The organism is Marinobacter metalliresistant, from assembly GCF_038098645.1.
GTDB classification, from domain to species: Bacteria; Pseudomonadota; Gammaproteobacteria; order Pseudomonadales; family Oleiphilaceae; genus Marinobacter; species Marinobacter metalliresistant.
In genome coordinates this window covers 3,394,594-3,410,131 of sequence record NZ_CP101118.1, presented here as the reverse complement: position 1 = coordinate 3,410,131, position 15,538 = coordinate 3,394,594, and the positions used below count along the sequence as shown (strand labels likewise).

The window sequence follows — 15,538 nt, the reverse complement described above, 5'->3', positions numbered from 1 at the left end:
GTGGGGCGAGAGACAGAGGTTTTCATGAAATATTCACCGGAGCGTCGCGAAGCCATTCTTAAAAAGTTACTGCCACCTAATAACCGGCCAGTTGCCGTAGTGGCAGAGGAAGAAGGTATTTCCGATGCCACTCTTTACAACTGGCGAAACGAAGCTCGGAAAAATGGACAGTTACTGCCAGATCACGGTTCAGATCCGGAAGGTTGGAGTTCTCGCGATAAGTTCAATGCCGTGCTTGAGACCGCCGCACTGAGCGAGTCCGAGTTGAATGAGTATTGTCGCAAACGGGGCGTTTATCCCGAGCAGATTCGACGCTGGCGCCAGAGTTGTGAAATCGCCAATGATCGCGATGAAAAGGTCGAAAAACGCTCTCGTGAAGCGGTCAAGCAGGAGAAAAAACGCACCCGGCAACTTGAACGCGAACTGAAGCGTAAAGACGCCGCCCTGGCTGAAACAGCCGCGCTGTTGGCCCTGCGAAAAAAGGCCCAGGCGATCTGGGGGGACGAGGACGACTGACCAGCACCCGAGATCGCCAGCATGCCTTAGAGCTGGTTGATGAGGCCCGTGTGGATGGCGCGCGCCTGAAAAGCGCTTGTGCCGAGCTGGGCATTGGCACCAACACCTATCGCCGCTGGAAAGCCGGTGATGAGGATGGCCGGCCAAGCGCACCAAAACACACACCGCCTCATGCACTGACCGCAATGGAGAAAGCCATGATCCTGGCCGTTTGCCACCAGTCCGATTACGCCAGTCTGCCACCGTCTCAGGTCGTGCCGCTGTTGCTGGATGACCATGGCTGGTACATCGCCTCAGAATCGTCATTTTATCGCGTTCTGACCGAACACAATGAGAACCATCGCCGGGGCACACGATCATCCGGACGAGTGGGCCCGCCACGCCGGCACGAGGCGACCAGACCGAATCAGGTCTGGTGCTGGGACGTGACTTACTTAAAGTCTATGGTTCGGGGTCAATTCTTTTATCTGTACTTCATGCTCGACGTCTACAGCCGCAAGATCGTGGGTGCCGAAGTCTTCGATGCAGAAAGCGCCGCCAATAGTGAAATCGTGCTGCGCAAAGCGCTGCTCCGTGAAGGCTGTATCAACAACCCACCGGTGGTGCATTCGGACAATGGCAGTGCCATGAAAGGTGGCACGTTACCGGCGACGTTCGAGAAACTGGGTGTCACGCCGTCCTACAGCCGGCCGCGTGTGTCTAACGACAACGCCTATATCGAATCGCTGTTCGGCACCACCAAGCAGCGTCCGGGATACCCGCCTGAAGGCTTTGAGAACCTGGAGCTGGCACGTGACTGGGTAAGGAAGTTCATCGGCTGGTATAACGAAGAACACCGTCACAGCGCTATCCGCTATGTGACACCGGCAGACCGCCATGCAGGCAAAGACGCTGACATACTGGCACGCCGAAAGATCACCTTGCTAAAGGCCAGAGAAAAGAACCCTGGCCGCTGGTCAACCAGCATCCGGAACTGTGAGCCGATCGGAGCTGTGTGGTTGAATCCATTACCAGAAGAGCAAACTGTTAAAGAACAATGCGTGGCTCATTAGAGCCCAACTGAATCAGGTGCCAACTACCTTGACAGACGACGTCTGCCTCCGAAGACCGATTTGCCGGTGAAACCACCTACACCGCCAAAACAGCCTACGATCAGGTCGTCGGATACACCGACCAGGTGGGCTTTTACGAAACTGAGTATATGAGCCTTGGCCTTCGCTGCGACGTAACCGACGGAGTGGTAAAAAACGTACTTCTGCGCTTCTCCTTCGAAATGCCACTGGCTTATTACAGCGCCCCTGTAGACTTCATGGTGATGGTGGACGCTGACGGAAAGGTTTTCCGATTCGATGGCAATATGTTTGCCAATTCAATGTCCAGTGGGTTCGCCTCGATCAAAGATCACGATGACTTGCCCGAGCTGCTCGACGAACTATCCAGAGGCAAAGGCGTTACCTTCAAGATTGACCCCCGCGGAAAAGGCGAAGACAGGGAAGAGTCGCTAACACTGAAAGGATCCGCAAACGCCATCGCGCAGTGGAAGCAGTACTGCCTCTGAGCTGGATGGCGGAATTAACACGGAGGATAAATTAACATAGAGGTTAAACGGTGGGGGCGTAACCGCCGCAGTCGTTCAGTAACGGAGTGACCCGGGCGCCCTTACCGGCTTTCGTTGAGCCTTCTCGGAATTAGCCGCCTTGATGATGGCGCCTTTACTGACATTCCACCAGAACCCTTCGGCCACCCGCACCGTTACGTCGATAGGCCCTTGCCCCTGCGAAACTGGGGTTTTGAGATCGGCGAATGTTCGCTTTTGTTTAAAAGGCTTAATACCACAATATCTGGTCATTCTATTATTGGCTGGAAAACCCGGCCAATTTATGGTGACAAACACCGGCCACGTTATGGTGTCATGACCACTCATCAAAGCTCAGATTCTTGTCGGCATATTTTACACACAGCACCTACCAAGCAATTACCTTGTAAAGTCAGGCCGTTGAAACTCCGTTACTTCTAGTTTCTGGTCATGCTTTTGCATGTATTCCACAGGACACCCGCCATTGACTGGTTGGGACATGCATATGAAATTTTGGAGGATTGTCGCTATGAGAACGGGAACTTTAGCGGCCTTGGTTACAGGGATGCTGGGAGCGGGCTCTGCGCTTGCCATACCAACACTACAACTGGATATTGATGGCGGCACCTATGTAGGCGGTACAGAAGAGAGCACCGTGACTACAACTTCATCATTTGATCTATGGGCCTTGGGCAAGACAACCGAAGTAGATACAGCTATTGACTATTACCTTTCGGTCGCGCTACTGCCCAAGACCCAGAATATCGGGGATCCGGCTAACCTTGGCAGTGTCACCGTAAATGGGTAAGCGCATTTAAATCGACCCACTTGCATCACCCGCACTGAGATGTCAGACCCGAACCAGCTCCACGTTCCAGGGCAGCAATGCTTCCAGTTTCTCCGCCGTATCCGCCTCGGCAATATGCGTGAGCAGGTGGTGTATGTAGGCTGAGGGTTCGAGTTGGTTGGCCTTGGCCGTTTCAACCAGGGAGAAGCAGGTAGCGCTGGCATTTGCGCCTTGGGTGGTGTCGGCAAATAACCATGCGCGGCGGCCAAGCGCAAAGGGGCGAATGGCATTTTCGGCCAGGGCGTTACTGATCTTCAGGTCACCACGTTCGCAGTAGCCCACCAGATAGTCCCACTGGTTGAGGGTGTAGTCCATGGCCTTGCGAGTGAGCGAGCCTTTCAGCACCTTGCTGACGTTGGCTTCCAGCCAGGCTTTGAAGGTCGCCAGCAATGGCAGACTCTTTTCCTGACGCATCCGGTAGCGTTCAGCATCACTCAGATCGCGAGCGGCCTTTTCAATCGCATACAGTTTCCGGATGTGGCTCAGAGCCACATCGGCTTTCGAGGGCTGCCCCTTCTTGCCCTTGGCCGGTGCCGCCCGTGAAGCCTCCACGTACTTGCGTCTTGCGTGATCTAAACATCCGATCCGGGTCAGATTGTTGTCACGGCACACCTTACCATAGCCGGAGTAGCCATCGGCTTGCAATATGCCCTGGAAGTCATCAAGCAGGCGCACCGGTACCTTACCGCCACGAGAGGGGTCATACTCGAACAGCACCGAGGGATGCCCCGGTGGGCCGCCCCGGGTGACCCACATCCATTTGTCGGATTGGGCGGTTTTGCCATCCTCCTTGAGCACCTGGATCCGGGTTTCGTCGGCCTGGAGGTAATCGCTGCTGTTCTGCACTTCCCGCATCAGGTTGATCAATGGTTTGAACACATCATCCAGCCGGATGATCCAGTGAGCCATGCTGGTACGGCTGACCTCATGGCCCAGGCGCTTGAGCATCTGCTCCAGCCGGTACAGCGGCAGGCCATCGGCGTACTTGGAGGTGATGAGGTAAGCCAGCAGTGACGGCGTGGCGGTGCACTTACCCAGCGGATGAACCGGACGGAAGGCAGCGACGATGCGCTCGTCACCGTCCTGTTCGAACACTGCCTTTTCCTGCCAGTACTCCAGCACCTTCAACTGAGCGGGGATGAACTCCAGCTCTTCCTTCACCTTGGTGAAGAAGGTCTTACTGGCACCGGCCTTCTCTTCGTCACTGAGGGTCAGCTCAATACGCTCGCGCAGAAGCTTGTCGGAGAAGCCGCGCTGACGACGTTTCCGGGAGGTGCGTGGCGGTGCGTCTTTTTCCTCCACGTCATCCGGCAGCTGATCACGCAGTTCATCGATCTCGACTTCCAGTTCTGCTTCATCAAACAGCAGGATCTGATTGGGCTGCTTTTCACTACTGGCTGCGAACTGTTGGATCTTCTTGTGTCGCAGTAACTCTTCGAGGATCTCGATGCGGGCGTCCCGGCTCTGGATGGCCTGATCGCGCTGTTCCAGTGCTGATGCCTGGGATTTCAGCTTGGCCTCCTGGTTCAGAAAGGCTTCCTCTTTCGAGGCGAGTTGCTGCTGAAGACCGCTGATAACCGCCACCATTTCAGCGGCAGAGAGACCGCTGAAATCGGGGTTTGAAGTGGCGTTATCAGGTGTTGTTTTCATGGCTAAATTATAGCAAAAACAACGCCCTGGCACACGTAAAAAGTGCTATCCGACGCTCTCATAATGCAGGGTTTTATGCCCCCGCAACAGGCTGATATCGTACCCGTCCAACAGCCAGTTAATCTGCTCGCCGGTCAGCGGCATCAGCTCGTCAGATGGGCCCGGCCACTTGAATTTCTCCTCGGCCAGGGCCTTGTAATAGAGCACAAAACCGTTGTCTTCCCACATCAGGCACTTGATTTTGTTCCGCTGCCGGTTGGTGAAGGCGTAGAGTGCACCGGAGAACGGACTATGGCCAAGCTCCTGCTCCACCAGCAGTGCCAGGCTATTGGCCTGCTTGCGGAAGTCGATTGGTGCCCGGTACAGATAGATCTCTGGCAGATCCCACGACGGGCGCAGATACCGGTTTCGCATCACAGCTGCCTCAGGACCACGCCCAGCAACTCGATGTTACCCGCGTGTAAACCGGTGATCGAAACGCCGCCGGGCAACGAGACGGTAAGGCCATCTGTCGCCTGATCCTTCGGAACCGGAGCGACGCGAGCAAATCCGGACGGGGAAGCCTTTTTGTCATCCGTGCTGCCGTTCAGCTTTCGACGCCAGTAGACAAATCGGTGGTAGCTGAGTGACTGTTGCTTGCAGAAAGCAGCACCGGACATGCCCGATTCTTGCCAGTTTGAGAGCGTCTGTTGCCATGATGCGTGCAGGTCAGAATTGACCATAGGATTCCTCCTCGATTTAAAGAAAGGAATCAATGTGACAAATCCTGGGTTTATGGAACAGGTGCCGATTTATGGGCGCTTACGTAAATGGCACGGCGCTTTCCACCCTGTTTGGCGCCTCCGAATATGGCACTCCGCCTGTCGCATCAGTCTCCAACGGCGGAGAACTTGCCCCACACGGAATCTTCGATACCTACTATTACCAACTCGCATTCAGTTTTGCCGGCCTGCCCACAATTGCCTCCTACAACGTCCAGGACGATACGGCTGGACCTGCCGGTGAGGAGTTGTTCAAGCAGGTATTTCAGATCGATGCGTCATCACTGGCAGGGGGCTACGGTCTTCATTTTGATCTCTATACCTACGGCGAAACTAATGGCCAAAGGACGGCAATCACCGACTTTGCTCCCTTCTCTCATGATGCCGCCTACTGCGTCGATCGTGATTGTGGGCCGGTAAAGGTACCTGAACCCTCAACCCTGGCGCTGTTCAGCATAGGGCTAATGGGACTCGTTGCAATACGGCGACGTATAAGAACCAATTAGTGTCGGGTTAATTGACACATTAAAGCTCACAAATTTCAAAGGCCCTGCACTTGGGACCTTTTCTTTCAAGTGTACTTCCGCACTCCGTTTCGGGCGGTTTGGGGCCTCCTTTCCTGTGCCAGCACCTGAGCTCAGCCGCGACTAATCCCCTTAACAACATTGTAAGCTGAATATCTTCTCCCAGAACTACACGCACTTACGTCTTCCCTCTTGCAGTGCTGGTTCTAAAGACGTTGTTCGATGTCAAAAAAGCCAACGTCCTGAAAAGACAAGCCACATACACTATTACCCGAACCACCTGCGTACCAGCCGTGCGTCAGGGGCCGGGCCTTGGCCCGAGCATAAAAACAACGAAGTAATGGAGTGTATCAATGGCTATTTCCTCCCGGCTCTCAGTACGGGCCCTGTCCGTCGCCATCGCCTCTCTGTCAGCAGGTCTCTCTCTCCCGGCAAATGCCAGCATGGGCAACCTCGGCACCACCTACGGCGTCATGCCGGTGGATGTGGCAACCGCCCAGTCGCTGTCCATGTTCAACGATCAGGTATCCGCCACCTACTACAACCCGGCCTACCTGACCAAAGACGAGCGAGGCGAGCTGACGGCCGGCATCCTGCACTCAGAGCAGGAACTGCGTTCGGCCAACCCGAACGCCAATGGCGATGTGCTTTCCAGCTCACCCAGCCAGCATGTGCTGATTGGTATGAAGACCAACCTTGGCTCGCTGACCCGCTTCAAACATCCGATTTATCTGGGCTTCATCGCCGGTGTCGAGAAGTACGGCAAGGAGATGCTGGCGTTCGATTCGCAGACCACGGAAAGCGGCCAATTCCTGCAATATGGCAAGGAGCCATTGTTCCTGAATATCGGTGGCGCAACGCCTCTCTGGCGCGGGATTTCCGCCGGTGCGTCGGTGAGGGTAACGCTTGATGCCACGGCGAACCTGGATGCTGTATCCACTCTGGGTGGCGAAACCACTCGCGAGCGACTTGCAGTCAATGCCGAACCTTCCCTGAAGACCATTCTGGGCACCAGCATTGATCTTGGCAGCACCTTTTGCCCGGAAAGCGATTGTTTCTTTCAGGGATGGGAGACGGCTTTTACCTACCGGACCAAATCCTCTGCCTCAACCACGGTCGACTCCAACATTATCGTGACCCAGACCATCCCGGACCCGGGCCTGAGTCTTGCGGTCTCTACCATCGATTCTTTCCAGCCGGAGACCTTCGGTTTTGGCGCCCAGTACAGGGGCGACAGCTGGCGTATCGGCGGCAGTATCGAAAAGCAGAACTGGTCGGAGCTTGAGCAGCAGTTCGCTGGCGACACCATTAAGGATCAGGGCTCCGTGGCACCTGGTGACCGGATTCAGTTTGATGACATCCTGATTCCCAGAGTGGGCGCCGAGTACGCACTCAACAAAAACTTCTCCCTGCGCGCCGGCCTTGCCTATGAGGAGTCACCGCTCAAATCCACCCGCAACCCGGAGATCAACTATCTCGATACCGACAAAATTGTCGTTGGCCTCGGTCTGAGTGCCACCTATGACCGCACCCGCCTGTTGGCCTATCCGGTACGCCTGGACATCGGCTACCAGTACCAGCAATTGCAGGAGCGGGATTTCACGCTGGTGGATTTTGACGACAACGAAACTTCCGTAACGGCGGACGGCGACGTTCATGTTGTCAGCGGCTCTGTCACCCTGAAGTTTTAAGGAGGGTTTGCCATGAATTACAACAAGACACTGGCACTGATTCCCGCGTTGCTGCTCGCGGCCTGCGGCGGGGATGAACAGACCATGAACGAGAAAACCACTCCGGGCCTGGTGGTTTACTCCTATCCGGCAGATGGTCAGACAAACGTCAGCCCGAAAACAGATATCGTGCTCCGTTTTAACCGCCGTATTACCGATGAAGATGCGGACTTGCAGACCAAAATCCGCCTGGCCTCCGGCGGGCAGTCCATACCTTTCTCCGTAAGCCGGATTGACGAAGGCAGGAGCCTGAAGTTATCACCAGCCAGCACTCTTGACGCCCTTCAATCCTACACTGTGGTTTTTGACCAACCACTGGCGGCCGAAGGTGGCAGGCAGATAGCCACGCCAAACGCGGTTGGTGAACCCGGCATCCAGTTCGGTACCCGTAACGCCTTTTCCGGAATCGCCGGCCTGGCCAACTCCGCCGAAGGCTTTGACGTGGCCTGGCAGGTGCCAGCCAGCGGAACGCCGTTTGAAGCGATGAATTTCTCGACCTTCCGGCTCGCAATGACCCACCCTGTTCATCCTGACTGGAAGAGTCTGGGCGGTTCAATCGAGTTGCTGGACGAAAGTGGCGAGGCCGTTCCAGCAACCGTTCTGGTCAAAGGCAACCGGATAACCGTCGATCCGTGCGTGGCCGAAGATCCCCGGGAGTGCGGCAGCAAGAATGATGTTCTCGACACAGGCCAGACTTACACCCTCCGGCTCAACAACCTCGCCAGTCAGATCCGGCCCGAGGGTGAGCGACTCAATCGCGAGTTCAGCTTCACACCACGGGATACCGGCCCGACCGTGGTCCTCCAGCAATCGGCAGTGGACTCCGGCCTGGCGGCAGGAGAAACCGAAGAGACCGCGACCCGGTCTGCACTGAACGGCCAGATCATCAATGGCGTTACCCTGAACTCCGTTCTTCAGGGTAATGCCGGGCCGTCCCAGCAAACCGGGGACCTGTTCGCCGAGTTGGCTTATGCGCCGGCTTTCGACGCCGATGAAGCACTGCCGTTGCGCATTGCCCGGGGAAGCGTTCTGAACAGCACCAGCCTGGATGTTCGGGTCGGCGGCAAGGTTCCGGTTCTGGATGCGGCCACCGGTGAGCTCCAGACCACCGGCAACATCAAGGTCACCATGTTGTCAGACGCCTCCGGCTACCTCAGCCCCAACCCCTACACTGATGATATCAATGCCCCCCGGCACATCACGCTGTTTATGGATGTTTCCATGAACACTGAAAATGCACAGCCCAACGCGGCTCTGTCCCAGGACCTGATGGGCGTGGAATTGCGCGGTATTGCCCTGGTGCAGGATGGCGTTCTCACTATCGATGCCATTGGCATGGTGGAACCGAACCTCCTGGGCCAGGAATACACTGACTCAACCATCGCGTTCCACCTCGAAGCCGCCACCGATGCCGACTCAGTGCTTGATGCCGAGCTGCTCCGGGAGCTGGACAGCACATCGCCAAGCCTGGTGAGCTGGATGCCCGGCGGTGAGACCGCCATTCCGGATACTCGCCAGTCCATGCAGCGCCCCGGCGACCCTGTCATTCTGTTCTTTGACGAGCCACTGGCCCCGGATTCCATTGAGACAGGCGTCTCGCTGTTTGCAGATGGCATTCCTGTAGATGCCCTTGAGACACGCCTGGACGGAACCGCCGTCATTCTCAATCCGAAAGATGGCCTGAGCCATGGCGTTGACTACGAAGTGGTGATTGATGGTCTGACCGATCTGGCCGGCAATCCGGCCACCACAGTGCCACTGCAGTTTTCACTGGATGACATTGGCGGCTCATCTGTGACCCGACGCCCTGCCCTGGCCCTGACAACCTATCCGGGCTATCCCTGCGAGACCGACCACAGCCTGCTGGATCTCTCCGCTGGCGTATTGGGACAGTGTTATTCGGATGGGGGTGTCGGTGACGTGCTGCCAGTCAGCACCATGCCGTCAGATCGCCCCATTACGGTGGTGTTCTCAAAGTCTATGGACCTGGAGTCGATTATTCCGGGCGACACCTTCGTCGTTGAAAAGGTGAGCCAGGCGTCAAATGGTTCCATCACGGTTCTGGAAAGCAACCTACCCGGCCGGCTCGAGAAGAGCCTCCAGCGAATCCGCTTCTATCCGGATCAACCCTGGGAGGCCGGCGCCCACTACCGTTACACCCTGAAGTCATCGGAAGACGCCGGCACCTGCACCAACGGAGCCTACACCTCAATTTGCGATTCCGATGGCCTGGCCCTGAAAACCGACCTGCTCGAAGGGTTGAATGACGGCGGCAACAACAACGGTCCGGACCACATGGTGATTTACTTCACCGGAGCCGAGCCATTGGACAGCGTGTTCGCGCCTCTGCGGAACCTGCCTGTTCGGGACACCAACGCCAACTTCCTGGTGGACTGCGACTCCAACACCAATCCGGACTGTCTTGAGCCTTTCGCCCATGAGGGCAGCGACAACGACGGATGGGCAGCCTCAGCCAACTCAACCAAACTGAGAGTGCGGAACAATCAGGCCTCAGCATCCCCTCCTGTGATCGTGGCCAGTACCGCCGATGCACGGGTTGGCTGCGAGACCGGTGAGCGGTGCCCGAAGAACAAGTTTATCTATCAGACCTACGCCCTGAATACCGAAGTTGTCGGCCCCGGTGTGTATGAGCCGACAGGCGATGAGGGGATTCTGGTGAATCTCTACCCCACCCAGCTTGCGACCACATCAATCAGTGTGTTCACAGAGCTGCGGGTTTTCGGGTTCATCCCGCTACAGGAAGAGTCCATCACCAATACCCAAGTCCTTCGTATGCGCTACACTAAGGACGACCCGGCCTGTTCCGGGCCCTCCTGCAGCCGCTCGGGCCTGATCCCCGGGGTAATTACCGAAGGCGACAATGGCCAGCCGGTGTTCAAGACCCGCGCCGAACTGATGCTCGATGCACCGGACATGGAAATACCGCTGGGCGGCCGCCACGATCTGTACGGCCGGGAATTCGTGCTCGAACTCGAGGGGAACATTACCTTCTTCGACGACGGCCGGATGCAGATTGAGCAACGAAACTCGAACCTGGTCGACATCAATGTCCGCGCGCGGGCCCTGGGAGTCCCTGGCGGAGAAATTGTGACGATAGATCTGCCCCTTCAGATCCCCGAACAGGGCGTCTACCTCAACTTCATCTCCAATCCGGTGAAGGAGATCCCAGCTGAGCAATAGAAGGCTCTGAGACCTGTGCACGAAGGGCCGGCCTGCGAGCTGGCCCTTTTTGCCTCTGAAACGACCGATCCTTATTTCCCCCTCCCGTCCATTTCCTGCTAATCTGGTTGCAAAATGAAACCTCAGCAGCCATGGCAACAGTCTCCGGGAGACCCCCTTCATGGAAAACGGCACCCACTACCGTACCTGTCACCTTTGCGAGGCCATGTGCGGTGTCGCTATTGAAATGAAAGACGGTCACATTGACTCCATCAAGGGTGATGAAAATGATCCGCTCAGCCGGGGGCACATCTGTCCAAAGGCGGTTGCGCTGCAGGATCTCCACGAGGATCCGGACCGTTTGCGGAAGCCGATCCGGAAAACCACGACCGGCTGGCAGGAAATGGACTGGGACCAGGCCTTCGATCTGGTTGCAGAAAAGCTCCACCAGACCCGTCAGGACCATGGCCGCAACAGTATCGGCGTTTACCTGGGCAACCCCAATGTCCACAACCATGGCTCCCTGGTTGCTACCATGCCGTTTTTGCGGGCGATCGGCAGCCAGAACCGCTTCTCGGCAACCTCTAACGATCAGTTGCCGCACATGCTGGCCAGCCTGGAAATGTTCGGGCACCAGATCCTGTTTCCGATTCCGGACATCGACCACACCGATTTGTTTATCTGCATCGGTGCCAATCCGATGGCGTCCAATGGCAGTCTGATGACCGTGCCCGATTTCAGGGGCCGGCTCAAAGCCCTGAAACAGCGGGGCGGGAAAATGATTGTGGTAGACCCCCGCCGGACCGAAACCGCAAAGCTGGCGGACCAATTCCATTTCATCCGTCCCGGTAGCGATGCCCTGCTGCTGATGGCCATGGTGCATACCCTGTTTAAAGAGAACCTGGTGGACCCGGGGCCTGCCGAGCGACTGGTGAAGGATGTTGATCTGCTGCGCCTGGCTTCCCTCGCCTTCACGCCGGAAGCGGTGAGCGCCCGTACCGGCGTTGCCACGAAGGATATCCGGGCACTCGCCCGACAGCTGGCCACGACCCGAAAGGCCGCCCTGTACACCCGCATCGGCACCAGCACCCAACGGTTTGGCGGCGTCGCCACCTGGCTCGCATACTGCCTCAACATTCTTACCGGCAAACTGGATATTTCCGGGGGTGTTCTGTTTACCCAGCCGGCCATCGATCTGGTGGAGCTCGGCGCCATGTCTGGCCAGAACGGTCACTTTGGCAAACGCCACAGCCGCGTGAAGGGATTGCCGGAGTTTGCCGGAGAATACCCTGCCAGCACCATGGCCGATGAAATGCTGACACCGGGCGAGGGGCAGATCCGTTCCTTTGTTACTGTAGCGGGCAATCCGGTCCTCTCAAGTCCCAACGGACGACGGCTTGAAGAGGCTCTCGGCGGGCTCGACTTCATGGTCTCGGTGGATTACTACCTGAATGAAACCACCCGCCACGCCGACATCATTTTGCCCCCGACCGCAGCCCTTGAGCGCAGTCATTACGACCTGATTTTCAACATGCTTGCCGTGCGCAACGTCGCCAAGTACAGCGAGCCCTTGTTTGATGCGGGCCCGGATACCCGCCATGACTGGCAGATCCTGCTGGAACTTGCCCACTGTCTTGAAAGACGCCAAAAAGGCGGGCGGTTGCCGCTGCGCTCAGAGCTGGGCTGGCGCACCTTCAAACAGATCGGCCCGGATCCGATTCTGGATCTGCTGCTGCGCGCCGGCCCCTATGGCGCAGACGTCGGCCGGGCACGCGGGGTGTTGCAACCGGCCGTTGATCTGATCATGGATATTCTCCCGCAGCGGCATCCGCTCAGGGGTCTGGCAAAACTGAGCCCCCTGAACCGCCACTGGCAGGGCCTGCCCAAGGGCCTCTCGCTGCACGCGCTCAGGGAATGCCCGAGCGGGGTTGATCTCGGACCGCTTCAGCCTTCGCTTCCGGATCGACTCTTTACCCGGGATGGCCGAATCAATCTGGCGCCCAGGCGGTATCTGGACGATCTCGGGCGTTTACACGACATACTGGCAACACCCGCTGACGACGACCTGCTCCTGATCGGCAGGCGCCATGTTCGCAGCAACAATTCCTGGATGCACAACAGCCAGCGCCTGGTGAAAGGTAAAGACCGCTGCACCCTGATGATTCACCCCAAAGATGCCAGCCGCTTGGGACTGCAGGCGACCGACTCGGCCAAAATCAGTGCAGAAACCCGGCAGATTGTTCTACCTGTAGAAATCACCGAAGATGTCATGCCCGGCGTCGTTTCAATCCCCCATGGCTGGGGTCACGACCGCGAGGGCACCGGCCAGTCAGTGGCGGCAGCCCATGCCGGAGCGAGCATAAACGATGTGCTCAGCGACGGTGACATTGATCCGCTCTCTGGCACGTCCGTATTGAATGGTCAGTCCGTTACTGTCAAAGTCTGGCGCCCCGGGCGACAACGGAAACGGGCCTGATCCATAAAAGGAGTTGATAATGCCTCAGTGGCTGCAGTGGAGTCTGATCATCACCGGCGTGATCGCCATCGTTCTGATGCTGGTGTTTATCCGCCGGCAGATGACTTTGCTCTCGGAAAACCGTAAACGACAGGCCAAAGCCAAGGAGTTCCAGGCAAACCGCAGAAAAGACATGATCCGCAGTGTTCATGTCATCGCGATGGCGATTGAAGAGGATCAGATCGAATATTCCGAAGCCTGCCTGCGGCTCAAGGGCCTGCTGGACCACATTGCACCAGACTTGCTGGAGCGGTCCCCTTTTCGGGTATTTCAGGAAGTGCACGATCAGTTGCAGCACATGCCCACCCATCGGGCTCGGCAGGCCACTGAGACAAAGTTTATCGAAAAGATGGACAAGGAACGGTTTGAAGTTGAGCAGAAACACGCTGACGAGATACGCCGGGCAGCAACCGCCCTTCGACACCATTCGTTTTCGCCCGACACCCCTTGAATGCTTCCAGCCACAACTGGTCAGACCTTATTTTTGTTATATTTTGTAACAGGACTCCCAGGACTCACCAGAATTTAGCCAAGAAAATCAATAAGTCCGGGAACCTTCAAAAACTGACGGCATGCTCATTCCTTTAAGGCGCATACGGTTGACTTTTCTTTTCCCTGGCAGAGTCTAAATTAAAGACAGGGCGGTCACCATCATCTGCGGTGGGAGCCGCCTCACATTGTTTTCTCCTGATAAGTTTGGACGACTCTGCAACAAGCGGGTGAACTTGCCGGCCTCGGGGCCGGCTTTTTTTGAGGCAGATTCCCGGGAACAGCGACCCGCTACTGGCTCATCATGCCGGCCATGGCCATTATGCTGTCCTTACTGTTGACCAGCTCATCAAACTGCTCCTCAACCTGCTCACGGTTAAGGCCCAGTTCCTGATAGAACGACTGACTGACCGCTTCCCCGGCACCCAGTTCCACGCCCCGGGCGGTTAACAACTGACGCCCCAGCCAAAGCAGCCTGGCGTATACGCTTTGGCCGCCATCGTAGGCCGGATTTTTCTGGTAACGGATCGCCAGGGTCACTTCCTCCGGCATGCCCCAGTTTTCCATCAGTTGCGCGGCAATCTGCTCCCGGGTAATACCGAGTAGATAGTGCTCGGTAACCGAGGAGTCAATATCCGGATTCACTTCCAGCGAACGACAGGCGAGCCTGAAATGCGGCGGAAATACCTGGGCAAGAACCAGGTGACCAAAATTGTGCAACAGACCGGCAAGGTATGCGAGTCCGAATACCGGCCGCTCTCCCCGGGGCATCATGCTGGCGAGAATGCCGGCAGACTGCGCCTGCCAGATGGCCTGCTGCCAGTAATCCACATAGCCGTCGGGATGATCCTGGGGCTGCTTGAGGGCCCGCCCGAGGGAAAGGCCCATGGCCAGGTTCATCACCAGATCAAATCCGAGTACCCGGGAAACGGCATCATGCACTGACTTTACCTGACCTGCGGCCGCATAAAACGAGGACGAAGCCCAGCTCACCACTTGGGCCGCAAGGCTGGGATCACTCTCTACGATGTCTACCAGGTCTCCCATGACAGCATTGGGATTAACCCGCAGGTGGATAATCCTCTGGGCGGTTTCAGGCAGCGGCGGCAATTCTAGCGTGTCTTCCAGGCGTTGCTGTATACGCCGGCCGGTAAATTTCTTGATAGCAGAATGCAGCTGATCCCTGTCCTTGCCATGGTCACTCAGGTTGACGGAGATGGACTCCGGCGCCACGGCGAACGAACGACGGTCGGCCTTGGCTGTCAGTGTCCGGAAGTCTTCCGCAGGCATAACCATCGCAAGGTTTTGCTCGCCCAGCTCAAGAGCGACTGCTGGCAAGGAACTAACGCGCTGGTCAACAACGGTCGGCCACCCGGTCAGAGACGGCAATGCTGGTAATGCCTTAAGTCCGGCTCTTTCCCGGACCCGGACCTGCTCCCGGCGCTTCATCAGCCGGAAATCACGGCCAAGTTGCTTGTTCAACTGCTCCAGATCGATCATATCCTCCTTGCGGCAGATAACCTGAAGGTTTCCCTGGCCATCACTGAGCAAAACCATGCGCAGCAGTTCGTTCTGGCTGGCCTGGGCAGCATCCCTGAGGGACACGCCCGCAGCGGAATCGCCCAGAGCCTGCTGCACCGCGACAGGTAATTCCATAAAGTCCTCCCGAATGTTGCTATTTTTTCTCGGATCGTCCGGATCTGTTATCACTGTAAATTCAGTATAGGGCAAGGAAATAACCCTGATGTTG

11 protein-coding genes and 1 pseudogene are annotated in these 15,538 nt (G+C 56.9%); 8 read left to right on the top strand and 4 right to left on the bottom strand.

All coding sequences use genetic code 11. From position 1 onward, the window contains the following. Window positions 1-24 precede the first annotated feature (24 nt). The 3 genes and pseudogenes from NLK58_RS15940 to NLK58_RS15930 all read left to right on the top strand — a co-directional run bounded on the left by NLK58_RS15940 (window position 25) and on the right by NLK58_RS15930 (window position 2,900). Window positions 25-1,568 (top strand): annotated as a pseudogene (locus NLK58_RS15940) (IS3 family transposase). Window positions 1,569-1,717: 149 nt separating this feature from the next. Beyond that, the gene (locus NLK58_RS15935) at window positions 1,718-2,074 is read left to right on the top strand and encodes a hypothetical protein (RefSeq protein ID WP_341581278.1); all 357 of its coding nucleotides are present in this window, start codon (window positions 1,718-1,720) and stop codon (window positions 2,072-2,074) included. A 547-nt stretch (window positions 2,075-2,621) separates the two neighbouring features. Further along, complete coding sequence (locus NLK58_RS15930) at window positions 2,622-2,900, top strand: choice-of-anchor N protein (RefSeq protein ID WP_341581277.1); 279 nt, start codon at window positions 2,622-2,624, stop codon at window positions 2,898-2,900. Between the two features lie 42 nt (window positions 2,901-2,942). Here the strand turns inward: NLK58_RS15930 and NLK58_RS15925 are convergent, their stop codons facing one another. From NLK58_RS15925 to NLK58_RS15915, 3 genes are read right to left on the bottom strand one after another with little or no spacing between them, the layout of a single operon-like run. Continuing rightward, on the bottom strand, window positions 2,943-4,589 hold the full coding sequence (locus tag NLK58_RS15925; RefSeq protein WP_341581276.1) for an IS66 family transposase: 1,647 nt from the start codon (window positions 4,587-4,589) through the stop codon (window positions 2,943-2,945). Window positions 4,590-4,634: 45 nt separating this feature from the next. After that, complete coding sequence (tnpB, locus tag NLK58_RS15920; RefSeq protein WP_341581275.1) at window positions 4,635-5,003, bottom strand: IS66 family insertion sequence element accessory protein TnpB; 369 nt, start codon at window positions 5,001-5,003, stop codon at window positions 4,635-4,637. Further along, window positions 5,003-5,311 (bottom strand): IS66 family insertion sequence element accessory protein TnpB, encoded by a 309-nt coding sequence (locus NLK58_RS15915; RefSeq protein WP_341581274.1) that lies wholly within the window; start codon window positions 5,309-5,311, stop codon window positions 5,003-5,005. The genes tnpB and NLK58_RS15915 overlap by 1 nt, the downstream gene beginning before the upstream one ends. A 71-nt stretch (window positions 5,312-5,382) precedes the next feature. Between NLK58_RS15915 and NLK58_RS15910 the strand changes: the two genes are divergently transcribed. The 5 genes from NLK58_RS15910 to NLK58_RS15890 all read left to right on the top strand — a co-directional run bounded on the left by NLK58_RS15910 (window position 5,383) and on the right by NLK58_RS15890 (window position 13,750). Beyond that, window positions 5,383-5,856, top strand: coding sequence for a choice-of-anchor N protein (locus NLK58_RS15910; RefSeq protein WP_341581273.1), 474 nt, complete (start codon window positions 5,383-5,385; stop codon window positions 5,854-5,856). A gap of 371 nt (window positions 5,857-6,227) precedes the next feature. Then, on the top strand, window positions 6,228-7,565 hold the full coding sequence (gene aupA, locus NLK58_RS15905) for an alkane uptake protein AupA (RefSeq protein ID WP_341581272.1): 1,338 nt from the start codon (window positions 6,228-6,230) through the stop codon (window positions 7,563-7,565). A 12-nt stretch (window positions 7,566-7,577) separates the two neighbouring features. Next, window positions 7,578-10,805 (top strand): Ig-like domain-containing protein, encoded by a 3,228-nt coding sequence (locus tag NLK58_RS15900; RefSeq protein WP_341581271.1) that lies wholly within the window; start codon window positions 7,578-7,580, stop codon window positions 10,803-10,805. A 160-nt stretch (window positions 10,806-10,965) separates the two neighbouring features. Beyond that, window positions 10,966-13,260, top strand: a complete 2,295-nt coding sequence (locus NLK58_RS15895) for a molybdopterin-dependent oxidoreductase (protein ID WP_341581270.1) — start codon at window positions 10,966-10,968, stop codon at window positions 13,258-13,260. 19 nt (window positions 13,261-13,279) lie between these two features. Continuing rightward, window positions 13,280-13,750 carry a DUF2489 domain-containing protein gene (locus NLK58_RS15890; RefSeq protein WP_117619417.1) on the top strand — a complete coding sequence of 157 codons (471 nt, stop codon included), beginning with the start codon at window positions 13,280-13,282 and terminating at the stop codon, window positions 13,748-13,750. 329 nt (window positions 13,751-14,079) lie between these two features. On the opposite strand, the gene NLK58_RS15885 is transcribed toward NLK58_RS15890, so the two are convergent. Beyond that, complete coding sequence (locus tag NLK58_RS15885; protein WP_341581269.1) at window positions 14,080-15,444, bottom strand: HDOD domain-containing protein; 1,365 nt, start codon at window positions 15,442-15,444, stop codon at window positions 14,080-14,082. Window positions 15,445-15,538: the final 94 nt, after the last annotated feature.

Excerpts from the sequence above, each read along its gene's own strand:
- NLK58_RS15935 (WP_341581278.1), top strand. The coding sequence starts at position 1,718 with ATGAGCCTTGGCCTTCGCTGCGACGTAACCGACGGAGTGGTAAAAAAC.
- NLK58_RS15930 (WP_341581277.1), top strand. The coding sequence starts at position 2,622 with ATGAGAACGGGAACTTTAGCGGCCTTGGTTACAGGGATGCTGGGAGCG.
- NLK58_RS15925 (WP_341581276.1), bottom strand. The coding sequence starts at position 4,589 with ATGAAAACAACACCTGATAACGCCACTTCAAACCCCGATTTCAGCGGT.
- tnpB (WP_341581275.1), bottom strand. The coding sequence starts at position 5,003 with ATGCGAAACCGGTATCTGCGCCCGTCGTGGGATCTGCCAGAGATCTAT.
- NLK58_RS15915 (WP_341581274.1), bottom strand. The coding sequence starts at position 5,311 with ATGGTCAATTCTGACCTGCACGCATCATGGCAACAGACGCTCTCAAAC.
- NLK58_RS15910 (WP_341581273.1), top strand. The coding sequence starts at position 5,383 with ATGGGCGCTTACGTAAATGGCACGGCGCTTTCCACCCTGTTTGGCGCC.
- aupA (WP_341581272.1), top strand. The coding sequence starts at position 6,228 with ATGGCTATTTCCTCCCGGCTCTCAGTACGGGCCCTGTCCGTCGCCATC.
- NLK58_RS15900 (WP_341581271.1), top strand. The coding sequence starts at position 7,578 with ATGAATTACAACAAGACACTGGCACTGATTCCCGCGTTGCTGCTCGCG.
- NLK58_RS15895 (WP_341581270.1), top strand. The coding sequence starts at position 10,966 with ATGGAAAACGGCACCCACTACCGTACCTGTCACCTTTGCGAGGCCATG.
- NLK58_RS15890 (WP_117619417.1), top strand. The coding sequence starts at position 13,280 with ATGCCTCAGTGGCTGCAGTGGAGTCTGATCATCACCGGCGTGATCGCC.
- NLK58_RS15885 (WP_341581269.1), bottom strand. The coding sequence starts at position 15,444 with ATGGAATTACCTGTCGCGGTGCAGCAGGCTCTGGGCGATTCCGCTGCG.